Below are 16,854 nucleotides of genomic sequence, written 5' to 3' on the forward strand. Positions count from 1 at the left end.
CTTTTTAAATTATCAATTCACTTCAGGGGGCTTTAGCCCCCTGATTTCATTACCCCTCCCCTCAGGCAACATAAAAAATTTTCCTTACTTCTATCTTCGGGTCCATAATTCATAGTACATAAATGCCATGAAATTTATTGATGAAGTCAACATAACCGTTATCTCCGGCCATGGCGGCGCCGGCTGTGTCAGCTTCAGGCGGGAGAAGTATATTCCCAAAGGGGGGCCCGATGGTGGAGACGGTGGTAAAGGGGGAGACGTCATCATCAAAGTCATGTCCCGTTTGAATACACTCCTGGATCTCAAATACAACAAGATCAATGTTGCCAAAAAGGGCCAGCCCGGCAGGGGAAGAAACTGCCATGGAAAGGACGCAGCCGACCTGATCATCAATGTGCCTGTGGGGACCGTCATCAAAGATGCCGAAACAGGTGAGGAGATCGTTGACCTTGTTGAAGACGGGGCTACCTTTGTTGCCGCTCAGGGGGGGAGAGGCGGCAAGGGAAACGCCCATTTTACGTCATCCACCTTGCGTGCGCCCCGCTTTGCCCAGCCGGGGGAAGAAGGAGAGTCAAAAGACCTCAAACTGGAACTCAAACTCCTTGCCGACGTGGGTATTATTGGTTTTCCCAATGCAGGCAAGTCGACCCTCATATCAAGAATTTCCAAGGCAAAACCAAAAATTGCCGATTATCCTTTTACCACACTTACACCCAATTTAGGTGTCGTCAGGTATAAAGACTTCAGCAGCTTTGTCGTTGCCGACATTCCGGGTCTCGTTGAAGGCGCACATCTGGGTACAGGCCTTGGGATAAGATTTTTAAAGCATGTTGAGCGAACTTCGCTCTTTGTTCATATGATCGATGTTTCAGGCTTTACAGAAAGAGATCCTTTAAAGGATTTTGATATAATCAATAAAGAGTTGAAAGAGTTTAACAGTGAGCTCGTAAAGAACCCCCAGATCATCGCCCTTAATAAGGTTGATGCCGTGGGGGACAGGTCTTTACTTGAGGAGGTTGCAGGTCCCCTAAAAGAGAGAGGATATGCTGTTTATTACGTTTCTGCCGTTACCGGCGAAGGACTTGATGAGCTTATTGACAAAATGGCGGAACTTCTTTTTTGTCCTAAAGAAGAAAAAGAGGATTGGGAATGAACGACAGAGGTTTGAGGCTGGAAACGCTTAAAAAAGCTAAAAGACTCGTTGTCAAGATCGGTAGTGGTGTTTTGACCCATCATAGTGAGATTATTGATCTAAAGATAGTTGAATCTATCGCCAGTGATCTCTCGGTTATTGCCAATATGGGAAAAGAGGTAATCCTGGTTACTTCAGGCGCCGTTGCGGCAGGCCGGAGAAAGCTGGGGCTTAAAGGCAAGCCCAAGAGCATCCCGGAAAAACAGGCCGCCGCTGCTGCCGGCCAGAGTACACTCATCCGTTTTTACGAAGACGCCTTCGACAAGCGGGGAAAAAGGGTGGGCCAGATCCTTCTTACCGGTGATGCTCTCAGCAACAGGGAGCGTTACCTCAATGCGAGAAACACTATTTTTGCCCTCCTTCATCATGGTGTTATTCCTATTATCAATGAAAACGACAGTGTCGCCGTCGATGAAATAAAGTTTGGTGATAACGATAACCTGTCAGCCATGGTAACGGGCCTTGCCGATGCCGATCTTCTTATCATTCTAACCGATACGGATGGTCTCTATGACAAGGATCCGCGCAAGTTCAGTGATGCCAGGCTCATTGAAACGGTACGCGATTTCGAGAGCCAGACAAGGGGCGCTTCCATCGGTATTTCAGATACGGGAACGGGAGGTATGCTGACCAAAACGGAGGCGGCCAGAAAGTCGGCAACTTTCGGCGTTCCTTCTCTCATAGCTAATGGAGAAAAAAAGGGCGTTCTTCTTGATATTTTTAACGGCGGAGGAAGCGGTACTTTTTTTATTCCCCGTGAAGAGAGGATAAAGGGAAAGAAAAAGTGGATTGCCTACAACATCAATGTGTCAGGCACTCTCCTTATCGACAGTGGTGCAAAAAAAGCCCTTGTGGCCGGTAAAAGCCTTCTCCCATCGGGTGTTAAATCCGTAAAGGGAGATTTTTCGTTCGGTGATCTCGTTTCCATCAGTGAAGAAGGGGGCGGAGAATTTGCGCGGGGGCTGGTTCAGTTTGATAGTGATGATCTGGAAAAGATGAAAGGGCTTAAAAGTTCGGAGATTGTGGCCATTCTTGGTAAAAAAGATTATGATGAAGTGATTCACCGTGATGATATGGTTATTCTCTGACTTCCTGCTTTTTAATTTTTCCCAGGTAAGTCATTCTTAAATTATAGAGAAGGTCTTCGATTAGCTTTTCTTCTTCTTTCGTCAGATTTCCCGCCGTTTTTTTCTCAAGCATTGTTAAAATGTCTATCGTCTCCCCGGCCAGCGTCAGGTCCTCTTCATACTTTTGCGTATAGGGATTGGGTATTTCGCCCAGCTGGAACCGGGCCGTTGTAAAAAGAGAATAAACAAAAGTAGAAAAATTGATCTTCGGGGGAGCATCAGACGTCGTCTGATTGCCTCCCCTTTCTTGTTTTGCCGTCCTGGATTCTTTTGTCATTTTATTTATTCCTTATGGGTGCAAGTCTCTTTGCCCTGAGCCGGTGGTCGGATGGCAGGTCTAATCCACATCAACATTGATCTGTTTTGTTTTCGTTTCTTCCGCTTTGGGAATATTGATTTCCAGAACACCGTCTTTGAAATTTGCCTTTATCTTGTCTTCATCGACAGAGGTGGGAAGCTGGAAGATGCGCTTGAAAGAGCCGTAGGAGCGCTCCATCCTGTGATAGTTCTCTTCTTTCACTTCCTTCTCGAACTTTCTCTCTCCCTTGAGATAAAGGGCATTCTCCTTCACTTCCACACTTATATCTTCCTTTTCAACGCCTGGAATTTCAGCCTTGATAACCAGCGTATCGGCAGTTTCGTAGATGTCGACGGCAGGCGCCCATGCAGAGTGCCCCATATCGTCTTCCCCACCTCTCAAGCGTGCAAGACTGTCTTCAAAAAGCCTGTCCATCCTGTCTCTAAGTGTAATCATATCCTTGAATGGATCCCATTTAACAATAGCCATATTAATCCTCCTTTTTTAGCTTTGTATAACTAAATTAATCATGTTTACTAGCCTTGTCAAGGTGATAGAGAAGGGCATCATGTTCAAATGCAATGTATAAAACGATATCTAAAAAACGGGGGAAAAGTGATTGAAGACAAGTGGAAGTCAAGATTTATCGTAAGACGACAGGATGATAATTCCCGGAAGATTGCCATAATTATTTGCAACCACAAGGGATTGCCCCTACAAATAATTTAGGGGCAGGTCTCATACCTGCCCAGGTTTATACCTGCCAAAATAAAGATTATATTAACGGCCCCTACCTGTACCGCCTCAAATACCACCATTCAAAAAAGCGCTTTGACCAGTGCCAGAGACGGGCGTTGGGCATAACGATATTTCTATTTTCCGTGCGAAAGACGAGCATTCCTTTTTCCGTGTTATCGACGATACACATGAGTTCTGTCTTGAATCGTGCCGTTGGTTTTTTTCCGTATAGTTCATTTATGAGGTTTTTTGCTGCCGCTTTGGCCTGTAAGTCAGCCATATGGGCCTGTTTGGGCATCCAGGGTGGTCCCGGGAAGCTGCCGCTGTCACCAGCCACGTAAGTACAATCAAAACCGGTGACGCCACAGTGTTCATCTGCCTCTATGAGGCCTCCCGGTGAACGTGGCAGATCCGTATTGTCGAACCAGCTATTGCCTGTCATGCCGGGCATGAAAATAGTGAGGTCGGCCTGTATCTCTTCTGCTTCAGTGATTATCTTTTTGGTTTCAAAGCTCTTTATTTTGTGACCCAGGTAGGTTTCTATATTTCTGCTTGCCATGCTCTCAAGCAATCCTTTGACGGCGCCGGGGCCCAGTCTTTTGCCAGGCTCGGGGGCGGGTGTAAAAAAGACGAGCTTGAAACGGTCCCGGCGCTTTTCCTTTCTAAGCTGTGCATCCATGCCGAAAAGGAATTCAAATATGGGACCGCCCCTCATGGCTCCGGGCTCCTTGGGATTGCCCGAAAAGCCGAAGGCAATAGTGCCTTCTTTCATAGCCTTAACCTTGTCTCTTATAGCCTCGGCTGCCGCTATCCCTTCACAGGGGGTGATAACATTCTCTATGCCGGGAAGTTTTTTAATAAACCTGCCGCCCGTTGCGATGATGAGACCGTCATTGCTTATTTCACCGGAGTCGGTTATTACGGTGCGTCCCCCGTCTTTAAGGCCTGTTGCTTCTCCCTCGTAAAAATTGACTTTCATTCGCCTAAAAAAATTATCGAGAGGAATAATAAGGTCCCCACTGCGGCGAATTCCCGACGGTATCCAGATCAAGCTCGGCAGATAAACGAATTCCGGCTTTTTGCCTATGACAGTGATCTCAATAGAGCTATCGAGTTTTCGAAGATTCCGGACAGAGGTAAGCGCTGCAACACCTGTCCCTATGATGGTGATTTTTTTATCCAAAAAAATCTCCCCGCCATTGAATGACCAATGGTGTCAATAATTAGATTCAGTAAAAGTCTAGCAAAGAGAAAAGGAAAGTCAAAAAAGGAAAAAGGTTTTGGTTTTTCGACTTATTTTTGGCAGAAGTAGAGTCGCTTTTGAGTTGAAATTGTGAAAAGAGAAAGATTTCTCACGTATTTTGGTATGAAAAAATAGGCTCAAATTGAGTCCATAAAGACAAATAAAACAACTTATTTTAAGAAATATTGATTAAAGGGTGGCCTTGTATTGATTTCTTAACATGCAGTTATTTAAGATCTTTTGTGATTATGTCGTAAGCAGGACAATTGTATACAATATACAATTCCTTTTTTTTTCTTGACTTATTTTTAATGATGCAATAATCTTCTATCCCTACTTAGCCGTACCGGACGAAATTTTGCTCCATGAATTTCGTCGATAAGATTACTGAAAGGATATTAAAAGTATGCCCCAAGTTAATCTGTTCCACGACTACCTGCCTGTTATCGTCGTTATGGGTATTACCTTTGTAATGGCACAAGCTGCCGTTCTAGTAGGTATGATCCTCAAGCCAAGAAATTCTTATGATGAAAAGCTCGGTCCCTGGGAGTGCGGTGTTGATCCCGTTGGTGAAGCCGATGCCGGTAAATTTACCGTTCAATTCTATATTATCGCTGTTTTATTTGTTATCTTCGATGTTGAAACACTGTTTCTCTTTCCCTGGGCCGTTGTTCTGAACAAGATCGGAATGTTTGCCTTTATAGAAATGGTGTTGTTTATTGCGATTCTCCTTGTGGGCTATTTTTACGCCTGGCGCAAGGGAGCGCTGGAGTGGGTGAGCTAATGGAAAAAGAACTGGAAAATAACGTATTATTTACGAGCGCTGACGCTATCATCAACTGGGGGCGCAGCTCCTCCTTGTGGCCCATGACCTTCGGTCTTGCATGTTGTGCCATCGAGATGATCTCGTCGGGTTGCTCAAGGTATGACTTCGACCGTTTCGGCGTCGTTTTCAGGCCTTCACCAAGGCAGTCCGACGTTATGGTTGTCGCCGGAACGCTTAGTAAGAAGATGGCTCCCGCCCTTAGAAGGCTCTATGATCAGATGTCTGAGCCGAGATGGGTTGTTTCCATGGGAAGCTGTGCTTCTTCCGGTGGAATATTCAATACTTACAGTATCGTTCAGGGTTGTGACCTTGTCGTTCCTGTTGATGTTTATGTCCCTGGTTGTCCTCCAAGGCCCGATGCGCTTATGTACGGATTCCTTCAGCTCCAGGAAAAAATCAAAAGAGAATCAAACTTTCGGAAAAGGGCCTGATTGTTACCATGTCTGATTCAGCTGTTATTACAAAAATAAAGAAAAAGTTTGGTAATGCTATTATCGACAGCCACAGCTTTTGTGGTGACGATACGATAATCGTTAAAAAAGAGTCGCTAAAAGAGATTTGCACCTTCCTTAAGAACGAAAGGGATCTCGACTTCGATTATCTCCTCGACGTATGCGGCGTCGATTATCTGCCGAAAGAACCCCGTTTTGAAGTGGTATATCACCTCCATTCAATCAATAAGAGACAGCGTATCAGAGTAAAAGCACCTGTTGCCGATGGTGAGAAGGTGGATTCAGTGACTTCTTTGTGGGCCACTGCCGACTGGGTGGAAAGAGAAACTTACGATATGTACGGGATTGAGTTCGAAGGGCATCCCGACCTTAAGAGAATATATATGGATGACGACTGGGTTGGTTATCCTCTCAGGAAAGATTATCCTGAAAGAGGCTACAAAGATGAATACCAGCCATTCGGTGAAGAGGAGTAGTTTTGTCTAGCAAGGCTTATGATATAACAGAGGCGAAAACAACCTTTGGCGGCGCCAAGGAAATGATTCTTAATTTCGGCCCTCAGCATCCGAGTACGCACGGTGTTTTAAGGGTTATCCTGACGCTCAGCGGAGAAAAGATTGTTAATGCTGAGTGTGTTGTCGGTTATCTCCATCGAGGTGTAGAGAAAATTGCCGAAAGCCGGAACTATCATAGTTTCATTCCTTACACGGACCGGCTTGATTACATGGCAGGAATGTCCAACAACCTGGCTTATGTTATGGCCGTCGAAAAGCTTGCCCAGATCGAAGTGCCTGAAAGGGCTCAATATCTACGAACTATCTGTGCGGAACTCAGTCGTATTGCCGGCCACATTGTTTGTGTTGGCGCCGCTGCACTGGACATTGGTGCGTTAACTGTCCTTCTTTATGGTTTCAGGGATAGGGAGATGATTCTCGATCTCTTCGAAATGCTTTGTGGATCCAGGATGACAGTTAACTATATGAGGATCGGTGGTGTCAGTTACGATGCCACAGATGCGTTCCTGCAAAAATGCCTGGAGTTTATCGACTATTTCCCTCAGGGACTGGACGAGTATGAGCAACTCCTTACAGAAAACAGGATCTGGCTTAAAAGAACGGTGGATGTTGGTGTGATATCGGGTCAAGATGCAATTGATTTGGGTCTTGGCGGACCAAGCCTTAGGGCTTCCGGCGTTAACCGTGACCTTAGAAGAGATGAGCCATATCTGGTTTATGACAAGCTGGATTTCAAAGTACCTCTCAGGGAAAATGGTGATGTATTTGATAGATACATTATCAGGATCTGGGAAATGAGGGAAAGCCTCAAGATCATCAGGCAGTGTCTTGATAAAATGCCCGGTGGACCTTTCAGGACTGAAAACAGCAGGTTCTGTCTTCCTCCAAGAGAAAAAGTAAAGACCGATATGGAGTCGATGATTAATCACTTCAAACAGGTTATGCATGGCATAGAGCCCCCCAAAGGTGAGGTTTATTTCGGCCTTGAATCACCCAAGGGTGAGCTTGGCTGTTATATAATAAGTGATGGTACGGGCAAGCCTTACAGGCTCAAGTTAAGGTCACCATCCTTTGTTAATCTCGAATCGTTGAATACGATGTGTAAGGGTGGTTTCATCGCTGACGTTGTTGCCGTCATCGGTAGTCTTGATCCCGTTATGGGTGAGACGGATAAATAGGTTTAATGAGGTTTGACTAGTGAGCGTCCTTTCGGAAAAGACAGTTAAGAAAATAGCGGAAGTTCAGAAGAAGTATCCTACCAAAAGGAGCGCTGTTCTTCCTTCCCTCTACCTTGCTCAGGAAGAGGAGGGTCATGTAACGAAAGAGGCAATGGCTGAAATTGCCAGACTTCTCAAGTTGCCTCCTGTCCAGGTCTACGAGTCGGCAACGTTCTACACCATGTACAACAAAAAACCTGTTGGAAGGAACCACATACAGGTCTGCACCAACCTTTCCTGTTCGCTTCTCGGCGCTGAGCATATTGTAGAGTACATTTCCAAAAAGATTGGCGTCAAAGCCGGTGGAACCACTAATGATAAGAGGTTTACACTGAAAACGGTGGAATGTCTCGGTTCCTGTGGGACGGCTCCTATGATGCAGATCAACGATGATTACTATGAAAACCTTACAGAGGAAAAAATAGACAAGATTCTCGATAGTCTGGATTAATAAGATGGCTGAAAAAGTATTATTTAAAAACGTAGAGGATCCCAAGCAGTACCTCATTGAAACGAGCCTGAAAAAGGGGGGCTATGAATCCCTCAAGAAGGCTCTCGGTATGATTCCCGATGAAATCATCGATGAGGTCAAAGCCGCTGGTATCAGGGGTAGAGGGGGCGCCGGATTCCCTACCGGTCTCAAATGGAGCTTTATTCCCAAATTTTCGGATCAGCCCAAGTATGTTTGCTGCAATGCTGATGAAGGTGAACCCGGAACATTTAAGGACAGGGTAATTATTGAAAATGACCCCCATCTGCTTCTGGAGGGTATTTGTATTGCCGGATACGCCATTGGCGCCAAGGCGGGCTACATTTATATTCGGGGCGAGTTTGCTTTCGGTGCGAAACGTCTTGAAAAAGCGATTGAAGAGGCTTACAAAAAAGGTCTTCTCGGTAAAAATGTTTTCGGTAAGGGTTTTGATTTCGATATATACGTTCACAGAGGCGCCGGTGCTTATATCTGTGGTGAAGAGACGGCGCTTATTGATTCCATTGAAGGTAAGCGGGGTATGCCGAGAATCAAGCCCCCTTTCCCCGCCCTGGCCGGTCTCTATGATGGTCCGACCATTGTAAATAACGTGGAAACGCTTTCGGCCATTCCTTTTATTGTAAGAAAGGGTGGTAAGGCTTTCGGTTCTATCGGACCGGAAAAGTCTCCCGGAACAAAGATTTTTAATGTGAGCGGTCATGTTGAAAAGCCCGGATCCTATGAACTCCCCATGGGTACGCCGCTCAGAGAAATCATTTACGAACATGCCGGTGGTATTAAAGACGGCAAAAAACTTAAGGCAGTAATCCCGGGAGGCGCTTCTACACCCGTTTTAACACCTGATGAGATAGACGTTAATATGGATTTCGATTCCGTTGCGGCCATCGGTTCCATGATGGGATCAGGTGCGATTATTGTTATGGATGAGTCCACATGTATCGTCAAGTCGGTTTTAAGGCTTGCCAAGTTCTTTGCCCATGAGTCCTGCGGCAAATGCTCTCCATGCAGGGAAGGTTGTACCTGGATGGTGGATATTATTAAAGATATCGAAGAGGGAAAAGGTAAGGAGGGAGATATCGACTTTCTGCTAAGCGTTAGCGATGGCATATTCGGAAACACCTTCTGTCCCCTCGGCGACGGCGCTTCCATGATGGTTACCGGCGCTATTAACAAGTTCCGCGATGAGTTTGAGTATCACATAAAAAATAAGAAATGTTTGAGTGCTTCTTAAGGGTAAGTTATGGCCTTAATAACGATTAACGGAAAAGAAATGCAAGTTGATGACGGGATGCTGCTTCTCGATGCTGCAAGAGATGCCGGGTTTGAGATTCCTACCTTTTGTTATCATGCAAAGTTAAGCAAGCTTGGTTCTTGCAGAATGTGTCTCGTTGAAATAGATGGCATGAGAAAGCTTCAGCCTTCCTGCGTAACACCGGTTATGGACGGGATGAAGGTATTTACCGAGTCGCCGACTGTTGTCCAGGCAAGAAAAGCCCAAATGGAGTTTCTCCTTATTAATCACCCTCTTGACTGCCCTGTTTGTGACCAGGCCGGCGAGTGTGATCTTCAGGATCTTTCATTCGCTTTTGGAGGTTCTGCCGGTCGTTTCAGGTGGAAGAAGCGTACCTTTGAAAAGAGGGATATGGGACCTTCCCTTGAAAAGGAAATGAATCGTTGTATTGCTTGCAGAAGATGCTCGAGGTACTGTAGTGAAATTTCCGGTGACTATGCTATTAGTGAACTCAACAGGGGTAATGAGCTGGAAATGGGAAGTTTTTGTCATACGCCCATTGAGAGTGAATTTGTAGGAAATACAGCCCAGATATGTCCTGTTGGCGCTCTTACGAGTAAGCCTTTTAAATATAAGGCGAGATCCTGGGATCTTATTAAGACTGAAACTATCTGTCCTCATTGCAGCGTCGGTTGTTCTATCACATCTGAAAGTAAGTATGTTGACCCGTTTGCGACGCAGATGTTGCACACTCAAAGTGTTGGCAAAACAGAAGCTTTAGAAAAGACGGAAGTAAAAGTTTTAAGAAATAATGCTACTGTTGATAAAGCTCATACAGAGATCAGCCTCTGCGCAAGAGGACGTTATGGATATCAATTTATCAATTCACGTGAAAGAATTAGAACGCCCCTGATCAAGGAAAATGGCAAATTTGTTGAGGTGAGTTGGGAGAAAGCGATATCTGTTGTTGCGTCTAAACTTTCTAATATAAAGGAGAGGGAAGGTGGGCAGGCAATTGGTGGACTTACCTCCGGTATTTGCAGTAATGAGGATAATTACGTATTCCAGAAATTCCTCCGTGTAGCTACCGGAACAAACAATATCGATATGTGTCGCTCAGGAGACTTTGATAGAAAGACTACTATTTTGCTCTCGTCTATGAGGGGAAATATCAAAGTGATGAAGGATTCTGATGCCATTCTTATTCTGGGTTCTTCCGTTGGCACAGATACACCGATTGCTTCAATGAATGCGGGAATTGCAGCCAGAATGAATGGTGCTGAACTGACAATGATTTCATCTGGTGAAAATAGACTTTTACCATCCAGGCCCACGCAATTGATTTGTCGAAAAGGGTCTGAAAATCTCATTATTCTAGCCTTAATTAAAGCTATTATTAAAGAGAAGCTGTATATTGATGCATTTAATGGAGAAAGAAGCAAAGAGCTTAAAGCTATAACATCATCTGTTAAAGGTCTGAATATCAAGAAGGTTGAAGATCAGACAGGCTTAACAGAAGCTAATATAATGACTCTTGCCAGGTCACTTGCCGGAGCATCTAAAGGGTGCATACTTTTTGGAAATGATGTTGTTTCTACACACTTGGCAGTAGAAACTGTAAAAGCCATCTATAATCTCTCTCAGTTACTTGATTTTAACGGTGAAAAGGGGCAAACAATTTATGCTTCTACATCAGGTAATTTTGCCGGAGCCGTTGATATGGGTGTCGGGCCTGATTTCTTACCTGGTCATATGAGGATTGATGATGAGGATTCCCTTAAGAGGATTGGTGAAGTCTGGGGCTGTGACTTGCCGAAAGAGAAGGGGCGTAACTGGGATGAGATGCTGGAATCTATTGCTGCATACAGATTGAAAGCCATATACATTATGGGTGATAATCCAGCTGCCACTGCCTTTAATTTAGATAAAGTTAAAGTCGCACTGGAGAAACTAGACTTTCTCGTCGTACAAGATCTCTTTATGACAGAAACGGCTAAACTTGCTGATGTTGTGCTGCCGGCAGCTTCATATGCAGAGAAAAAGGGAACAGTAACCAATCTGGCAGGAAGACTGCAGACACTCAATAGATCAATAAGTCCACTCAGCGGGACAAAAGTTGACTGGAAAATCTTAAATGAGATTGCAGAGCAAATGGTTGATAATTTCGGATGTTCTGACTTAAATGCTATTACTGCTGAAATTGGGAAAGTACTTCCTTCTTATGGAGCGGCTTTTAAGGAAGGTATTGGAAGAGATGGGAAAATTTTGCCGGCAGTTGTACCAGAGGATGTTTCTCTCAGAGAGGTCTCTGTTCCGGAAATTCCAACAGGCTCGGAACTAAAGGGAGGTGCGCCCCTCTTTGTTGTTCCAGGTAAGGATGTTTATCTTGCCTCTTCCTTGTCATGGATGGATGAGGGACTCTCAACACTTAAACAAAAGGGAAGTATTCTTATTAGCCGAGAAGATGGTGCCATGCTTGGAATCGAAACTGGAAATAAAGTTGCCCTTGAAACCAAGAATGCTTCAGTCACATCTGTTGCTGTTGTTTCCGAACGTGTACCAGCAGGTACGGTTATCGTCCTTATTAATCATCGTGATTTCGATGCCAGGCCTTTGTTTGATAAAACGGGTGGCGCTGTCGGCGGAAGATTAACCAAAAAAGGTTAAAGGTCTTAGGAGGCTATTATGAGTGAAGATATTAATGTTTTGAAAAAATTAGACTTCTTTTCATTCTTTAATGAAGAGGAGCTTAAAGCAGCCAGTGAGATCATGGATGAAGTTGACTATCTCCCGGCAAAAGTTGTTTTTGATGAAGGAACAGAAGGGCAAACGCTCTATATTATAAAGAGCGGAGAGGTAAAAATTACCAAGAAGGACCCTGAGGGACGTGAGCAGGTACTGGCGCTTCTGAAAGATGGTGATATTTTTGGTGAAATGTCTTTTCTAGACGGAAGGCCCCATTCAGCGACAGTTTCTACTGTTCACAGTACAAGAATTCTTAAAATCGAGAAGGCTGATTTCGATAAATTTATTGAAGAGCAGCCTCGGGCTGCCTACAAGATTATGAAAAACATTGTTTTTCATGTAGATATGATAGTCCGCAGAATGAATTCTACTTACGTTGACATGATTTCTTATATGTTTGGAAGAAGAAGGTAAAAAAATGCTGGAAGCATTATTGGCGAATGACATACTTATCCTGGTGCTCAAGTCGATAGCGGCTGTACTTATTATATTCGGTCTCCCGCTTCCCTTTACCTGGATTGAGAGAAAGATTGCCGGTCATATTCAACTGAGGCCCGGGCCAATGAGAGTTGGATTTCACGGGATACTCCAGCCTGTGGCTGATGGTATGAAACTCTTTTTGAAAGAGGATATCATTCCTGCTAGCGCTGACAAGTTTCTTTTTAAAGTCGCTCCCTTTATGGCGCTTGTTCCTTATATCGCCATCTTCGTTGCTATCCCTGTGACGGATACGGTTTATCTTTCCAATATGAACATAGGCATTCTCTATATTCTTGCAGTGAGTGGCCTTTCTATTTATGGAATAATACTCGGTGGTTGGGCTTCTAACAGTAAATATGCCCTGCTCGGCGGTATGAGGGCCTCTGCCCAGATGATTAGCTATGAAGTGGCAATGGGCTTTGCAGTGATCGGCGTTATCATGATGGCCCAGTCGCTCAATATGCAGGAGATTGTACTGGCCCAGGGTGCAGGCTGGTGGAACTGGAACTTTATGCCTCATAAACAGTTGGTAGCTTTCTTTATCTTCATGGTTGCCGGTTTTGCCGAAGCCAACAGGATACCCTTTGACCTTACCGAATGTGAAGGTGACCTCGGGAACGGCTTTAATACGGAATACAGCGGTATGCGTCTCGCTATCTTCCTTCTGGCCGAGTATGTTGCCATGTTTGGTATCTCTGCCATGGCGGTCGTCATGTTTGCCGGTGGCTGGATGCCGCCTTTTGGATTCCTCGACTTTATACCCGGTATTATCTGGTTTGTTTTGAAGCTGCTCTTTTTTGTTTATCTCTTTATGTGGCTCAGGTTTACCTGGCCAAGATACAGGTATGATCAGCTCATGACACTTGGTTGGAAAATTCTGATTCCACTGGGCGTGGCCAACGTGCTTATTAGCGGATTTATTTTACTATATTGATAAGAGGATTTAATGATCAAGGAACTCCTTAAAACTATATTTTTAGTAGATCTTTTCAACGGGGCGAGGCTTACCTTTAAGTATAACTGGTTTAAAAAGCCGATTACCATGCATTATCCTGATAAGGAGAAGTGGGTCCCTTATGAGAGGTTCCGTGGTCTTCACTACCAGGCTGTTGATGAGAATAATAAAGTCAAGTGCGTAGCCTGTGAGCTTTGCGCCAAAATTTGTCCTGCCAACGTTATTACTATTATTGCGAAGGAAGATGAAGAAGGGCAGAGGCGTCCCGATCTTTATACTATGGATCTTCATAGGTGTGCTTATTGCGGCCTTTGCGTTGAGGTTTGTCCTGAAGATGCCATTATGCATGGCGCCGGATATGAATTTGCCGGTTACAAGCGTGAAGATGCGGTGATGACTCTTGAAGATCTTCTAAAAAACAAGCCTAATGAAACTGATCCTGAAAAAGTGGGAACAGTTGCCAGTGCAAAGTTTATAAGAGGTAAGGGACCCGTCAGGGTTGAAGAGGTAAGCGGTAAAAGATACCGCTGGTGGTAATTATATTCAATCGTAAACAGGAAAATTTAATATGGTAGAAACTCTATTTTTCTTTCTTTTTGCAGCGTTGGCCGTAGTATCAGCTGTGATGGTGATTTCATTCAGGAATCCAGTGCATAGCGTGATTTCTCTAATCATCTGTTTTTTTCAGATAGCCTGCCTTTTTCTACTGCTGAGAGCTCCTTTTATTGCAGGTGCACAGATTTTTGTTTATGTCGGCGCTATTATGATCTTTTTCGTTTTTGCCGTCTTTCTCCTCGACATCAGGACTTCTATGGCTAAGGAGAAATTCAGTAAATGGATTGTCTTAGGAGTACCTATAGCGCTCTTTTTCCTAATAGAAATTATAGCTCTAATTGCCGGTGGAACTTTCGGGCAGCCATCTGAAGAGGTCACAGATATTTCCAAATTGTTTAGCATTGGTCAGAATACGGAAGCACTTGGCAGGGTTCTTTTTACAAAATACCTGCTGCCCTTTGAAATTATATCTGTTGTATTGCTTATCGGTTTTGTGGGTGCAGTTGTTCTCACCGTAAAACCGCGAAAGGAGGATTGATTTATGTCTTCAATACCAATGGAATATTACCTGGTCCTCTCAGGTATACTCTTTTCTATAGGCGTCATCGGCGTTATGACGAGAAGAAATATCATTGTTATCCTCATGTCACTTGAGCTAATCCTTAATTCAGTCAATATTAACTTTGTAACGTTTTCATATTATCTGGGTGATTTAACAGGTCGGGTATTTTCCATATTCACCATGGCTGTTGCCGCTGCAGAAGTTGCAATTGGGCTTGCCATAGCAGTTAATCTGGTTAGGGTCAGAAAGACAATGGAGATTGACGAGATCGATACGCTGAAGTGGTAAGGATAATTTAAGGGAGAGACTTAAAGGTGATTCAAAACATTCATTACAGTTGGTTAATATTATTCATACCTCTCATTTCGTGCTTAACGATAGTTTTGCTCACGAGGAAATATAAGGACTTAAGTTCCTATATTTCGATTGCCGGGGTTGGTATACCCTTTTTCATTTCCTTGATTCCATTCTATGAGTTAGTAACTTCTCATGGCCACTTTGAACCCATTGAGAGTACTCTTGACTGGATAGTTTTGCCCGGATTAACGATAAAAATGGGCACCCTGCTTGATCCGTTGAGCATTCTCATGCTTATGGTTGTTACGGGAGTCGGGTCCTTGATTCATATCTTCGCCCGTGGTTACATGCATGGCGAAGAAGGTTTCTCAAGGTTTTTTGCCTGTTTATCTCTTTTTATTTTTTCAATGCTTGGAATTGTCCTCTCCACTAACTATTTGCAGATATTTGTTTTTTGGGAACTTGTTGGTGTAGCGTCCTACCTTCTCATCGGTTATTATTATGAAAAGAGGTCTGCTGCTGAGGCCTCTGTTAAAGCCTTTATGGTTAATAAGATAGGAGACTTTGGTTTTATCCTTGGTATTCTTGTTCTCTATTATGCAATTGGATCTTTTAATTTCTATGAGATTGAACATATTCTTGCCAAAGATGGAGCTACTCTTGCTACGGGAACGCTAACCATGGCTGCATTGCTCATTTTTTGCGGTGCCATGGGTAAGTCAGCACAGCTGCCGCTTCACGTCTGGCTTCCCGATGCGATGGAAGGTCCAACACCCGTCTCTGCCCTTATTCACGCTGCCACTATGGTTGTTGCCGGTGTCTATCTTGTGGCTAGGACTTATCCACTGCTAATGCTTACCCCCTTTGCTATGGAAGTCGTTGCCTATATCGGCGGTTTAACGGCTCTTTTTGCTGCAACTATTGCCATTTCACAAAATGATATTAAGAGGATTCTTGCCTTTTCAACATTAAGTCAGATCGGTTACATGATCATGGCTATGGGAGTGGTGAACCTTGCCGCTGATCACTACACGACAGCGGGTTATACTGCCGCAATGTTCCATGTGACGACACATGCTTTCTTCAAGGCCCTTCTTTTCCTCGGTTCCGGTAGTGTTATTCATGCAGTGCACTCGCAGGATATTTGGGATATGGGTGGATTAAGAAAATACATGCCATGGACCTATTGGACATTCTTCATTGGTTATCTCGCTCTGGCTGGTCTTCCGCCTTTTGCCGGATTCTGGAGCAAGGATCTTATTTTAGGGGCAGCTCATGATAATGGTTTTATGATCCTTTTTGTCATGGGTTCTATTGCTGCCTTCCTCACGCCTTTTTACATGACGAGACTCTGGTGTGTAGCCTTTACCGGGCCTAAACGTACAGATCACCATGCCCATGAATCACCTGCTGTAATGACCGTCCCACTCATTATCCTTGCAGTTCTCGCCGTGGTATCAGGTGTTATTGGTGAGTTTGGAATCCCCGGAGTTGTACATGGTTTTGGTTACTTTATCCACTACGGTGAATATCATCATGGACCTCTTCATTGGGATATAATGATTCAATCGACTGTTATTGCTCTTTTAGGTCTGGCTCTCGGCTGGTTTATCTATGGGAGAAAGCAGGTTACAGAAGATGTACTTCCTAAAAAACTGGGAGCACTCTACGAAATGTTTGAAAATAAATATTATTTCGATGAAGTTTATTTCTGGATTGTAAAAAACGTATATAACAAAATTTCTGCATTTACTAACTGGTGTGAGGTCAATATTGTTATCGGGTTTTTCTGTAATGGACTCGCTTTCTGGACAAGGCAGAGCGGCGCCATTTTGAGGTTGTCTCAATCAGGTAAGATCCAAAGTTACGCCTTTATATTTGTTCTGGGCCTTTCCGCCCTGGTTTTTCTGTCAGTATTTTAAATTAGTATA

Annotated in this window: 18 protein-coding genes; 15 read left to right on the forward strand and 3 right to left on the reverse strand. The window is 44.1% G+C overall.

Annotated elements, in window-relative coordinates:
* The first annotated feature begins 127 nt into the window (after positions 1-127).
* Positions 128-1,153, forward strand: a complete 1,026-nt coding sequence (gene obgE / locus OEV42_03130; protein ID MDH3973251.1) for a GTPase ObgE — start codon at positions 128-130, stop codon at positions 1,151-1,153.
* Between the two features lie 11 nt (positions 1,154-1,164).
* Positions 1,165-2,280: a glutamate 5-kinase gene (proB, locus tag OEV42_03135; protein ID MDH3973252.1), complete on the forward strand. Its 1,116-nt coding sequence runs from the start codon at positions 1,165-1,167 to the stop codon at positions 2,278-2,280.
* Here proB and OEV42_03140 read toward each other — a convergent pair.
* The 3 genes from OEV42_03140 to OEV42_03150 all read right to left on the reverse strand — a co-directional run bounded on the left by OEV42_03140 (position 2,270) and on the right by OEV42_03150 (position 4,538).
* Positions 2,270-2,596 carry a DUF1844 domain-containing protein gene (locus OEV42_03140; protein ID MDH3973253.1) on the reverse strand — a complete coding sequence of 109 codons (327 nt, stop codon included), beginning with the start codon at positions 2,594-2,596 and terminating at the stop codon, positions 2,270-2,272. The genes proB and OEV42_03140 overlap by 11 nt on opposite strands.
* Positions 2,597-2,656: 60 nt before the next feature.
* Positions 2,657-3,106: an Hsp20/alpha crystallin family protein gene (locus OEV42_03145; GenBank protein ID MDH3973254.1), complete on the reverse strand. Its 450-nt coding sequence runs from the start codon at positions 3,104-3,106 to the stop codon at positions 2,657-2,659.
* 301 nt (positions 3,107-3,407) lie between these two features.
* Positions 3,408-4,538, reverse strand: a complete 1,131-nt coding sequence (locus tag OEV42_03150; GenBank protein MDH3973255.1) for an NAD(P)/FAD-dependent oxidoreductase — start codon at positions 4,536-4,538, stop codon at positions 3,408-3,410.
* Positions 4,539-5,004: 466 nt separating this feature from the next.
* On the opposite strand from OEV42_03150, the gene OEV42_03155 reads away from it, so the two are divergent.
* The 13 genes from OEV42_03155 to nuoL all read left to right on the forward strand — a co-directional run bounded on the left by OEV42_03155 (position 5,005) and on the right by nuoL (position 16,845).
* A complete protein-coding gene (locus OEV42_03155; GenBank protein ID MDH3973256.1) occupies positions 5,005-5,382 on the forward strand; it encodes an NADH-quinone oxidoreductase subunit A in 378 nt (125 codons plus the stop codon).
* Entirely contained in the window at positions 5,382-5,855 is a 474-nt protein-coding gene (locus OEV42_03160; protein MDH3973257.1) for an NADH-quinone oxidoreductase subunit B, read from the forward strand. The genes OEV42_03155 and OEV42_03160 overlap by 1 nt, the downstream gene beginning before the upstream one ends.
* An 8-nt stretch (positions 5,856-5,863) precedes the next feature.
* The gene (locus OEV42_03165; GenBank protein ID MDH3973258.1) at positions 5,864-6,352 is read left to right on the forward strand and encodes an NADH-quinone oxidoreductase subunit C; all 489 of its coding nucleotides are present in this window, start codon (positions 5,864-5,866) and stop codon (positions 6,350-6,352) included.
* A 62-nt stretch (positions 6,353-6,414) separates the two neighbouring features.
* Positions 6,415-7,569, forward strand: coding sequence for an NADH dehydrogenase (quinone) subunit D (gene nuoD / locus OEV42_03170; GenBank protein ID MDH3973259.1), 1,155 nt, complete (start codon positions 6,415-6,417; stop codon positions 7,567-7,569).
* Positions 7,570-7,588: 19 nt separating this feature from the next.
* A complete protein-coding gene (gene nuoE, locus OEV42_03175) occupies positions 7,589-8,059 on the forward strand; it encodes an NADH-quinone oxidoreductase subunit NuoE (protein ID MDH3973260.1) in 471 nt (156 codons plus the stop codon).
* A gap of 4 nt (positions 8,060-8,063) precedes the next feature.
* On the forward strand, positions 8,064-9,329 hold the full coding sequence (gene nuoF / locus OEV42_03180) for an NADH-quinone oxidoreductase subunit NuoF (GenBank protein ID MDH3973261.1): 1,266 nt from the start codon (positions 8,064-8,066) through the stop codon (positions 9,327-9,329).
* Between the two features lie 9 nt (positions 9,330-9,338).
* The gene (locus OEV42_03185; GenBank protein MDH3973262.1) at positions 9,339-11,996 is read left to right on the forward strand and encodes a molybdopterin-dependent oxidoreductase; all 2,658 of its coding nucleotides are present in this window, start codon (positions 9,339-9,341) and stop codon (positions 11,994-11,996) included.
* An 18-nt stretch (positions 11,997-12,014) separates the two neighbouring features.
* Entirely contained in the window at positions 12,015-12,488 is a 474-nt protein-coding gene (locus tag OEV42_03190; protein MDH3973263.1) for a cyclic nucleotide-binding domain-containing protein, read from the forward strand.
* A gap of 7 nt (positions 12,489-12,495) precedes the next feature.
* A complete protein-coding gene (gene nuoH, locus OEV42_03195) occupies positions 12,496-13,488 on the forward strand; it encodes an NADH-quinone oxidoreductase subunit NuoH (protein ID MDH3973264.1) in 993 nt (330 codons plus the stop codon).
* Positions 13,489-13,500: 12 nt separating this feature from the next.
* Positions 13,501-14,046 carry an NADH-quinone oxidoreductase subunit I gene (locus OEV42_03200; protein ID MDH3973265.1) on the forward strand — a complete coding sequence of 182 codons (546 nt, stop codon included), beginning with the start codon at positions 13,501-13,503 and terminating at the stop codon, positions 14,044-14,046.
* Between the two features lie 31 nt (positions 14,047-14,077).
* The gene (locus tag OEV42_03205; protein ID MDH3973266.1) at positions 14,078-14,602 is read left to right on the forward strand and encodes an NADH-quinone oxidoreductase subunit J; all 525 of its coding nucleotides are present in this window, start codon (positions 14,078-14,080) and stop codon (positions 14,600-14,602) included.
* Between the two features lie 3 nt (positions 14,603-14,605).
* Entirely contained in the window at positions 14,606-14,914 is a 309-nt protein-coding gene (gene nuoK / locus OEV42_03210) for an NADH-quinone oxidoreductase subunit NuoK (GenBank protein MDH3973267.1), read from the forward strand.
* A gap of 26 nt (positions 14,915-14,940) precedes the next feature.
* Positions 14,941-16,845, forward strand: a complete 1,905-nt coding sequence (nuoL, locus tag OEV42_03215) for an NADH-quinone oxidoreductase subunit L (GenBank protein MDH3973268.1) — start codon at positions 14,941-14,943, stop codon at positions 16,843-16,845.
* Positions 16,846-16,854 lie beyond the last annotated feature (9 nt).

This window comes from Deltaproteobacteria bacterium, from assembly GCA_029860075.1.
In the GTDB taxonomy this organism is placed as follows: Bacteria; Desulfobacterota; JADFVX01; order JADFVX01; family JADFVX01; genus JAOUBX01.

Bases quoted from the DNA above. Each gene is read 5' to 3' on its own strand.
- obgE (MDH3973251.1), top strand. From the start codon at position 128: ATGAAATTTATTGATGAAGTCAACATAACCGTTATCTCCGGCCATGGC.
- OEV42_03140 (MDH3973253.1), bottom strand. From the start codon at position 2,596: ATGACAAAAGAATCCAGGACGGCAAAACAAGAAAGGGGAGGCAATCAG.
- OEV42_03145 (MDH3973254.1), bottom strand. From the start codon at position 3,106: ATGGCTATTGTTAAATGGGATCCATTCAAGGATATGATTACACTTAGA.
- OEV42_03155 (MDH3973256.1), top strand. From the start codon at position 5,005: ATGCCCCAAGTTAATCTGTTCCACGACTACCTGCCTGTTATCGTCGTT.
- OEV42_03160 (MDH3973257.1), top strand. From the start codon at position 5,382: ATGGAAAAAGAACTGGAAAATAACGTATTATTTACGAGCGCTGACGCT.
- OEV42_03165 (MDH3973258.1), top strand. From the start codon at position 5,864: ATGTCTGATTCAGCTGTTATTACAAAAATAAAGAAAAAGTTTGGTAAT.
- nuoD (MDH3973259.1), top strand. From the start codon at position 6,415: ATGATTCTTAATTTCGGCCCTCAGCATCCGAGTACGCACGGTGTTTTA.
- nuoF (MDH3973261.1), top strand. From the start codon at position 8,064: ATGGCTGAAAAAGTATTATTTAAAAACGTAGAGGATCCCAAGCAGTAC.
- OEV42_03185 (MDH3973262.1), top strand. From the start codon at position 9,339: ATGGCCTTAATAACGATTAACGGAAAAGAAATGCAAGTTGATGACGGG.
- OEV42_03190 (MDH3973263.1), top strand. From the start codon at position 12,015: ATGAGTGAAGATATTAATGTTTTGAAAAAATTAGACTTCTTTTCATTC.
- OEV42_03200 (MDH3973265.1), top strand. From the start codon at position 13,501: ATGATCAAGGAACTCCTTAAAACTATATTTTTAGTAGATCTTTTCAAC.
- OEV42_03205 (MDH3973266.1), top strand. From the start codon at position 14,078: ATGGTAGAAACTCTATTTTTCTTTCTTTTTGCAGCGTTGGCCGTAGTA.
- nuoK (MDH3973267.1), top strand. From the start codon at position 14,606: ATGTCTTCAATACCAATGGAATATTACCTGGTCCTCTCAGGTATACTC.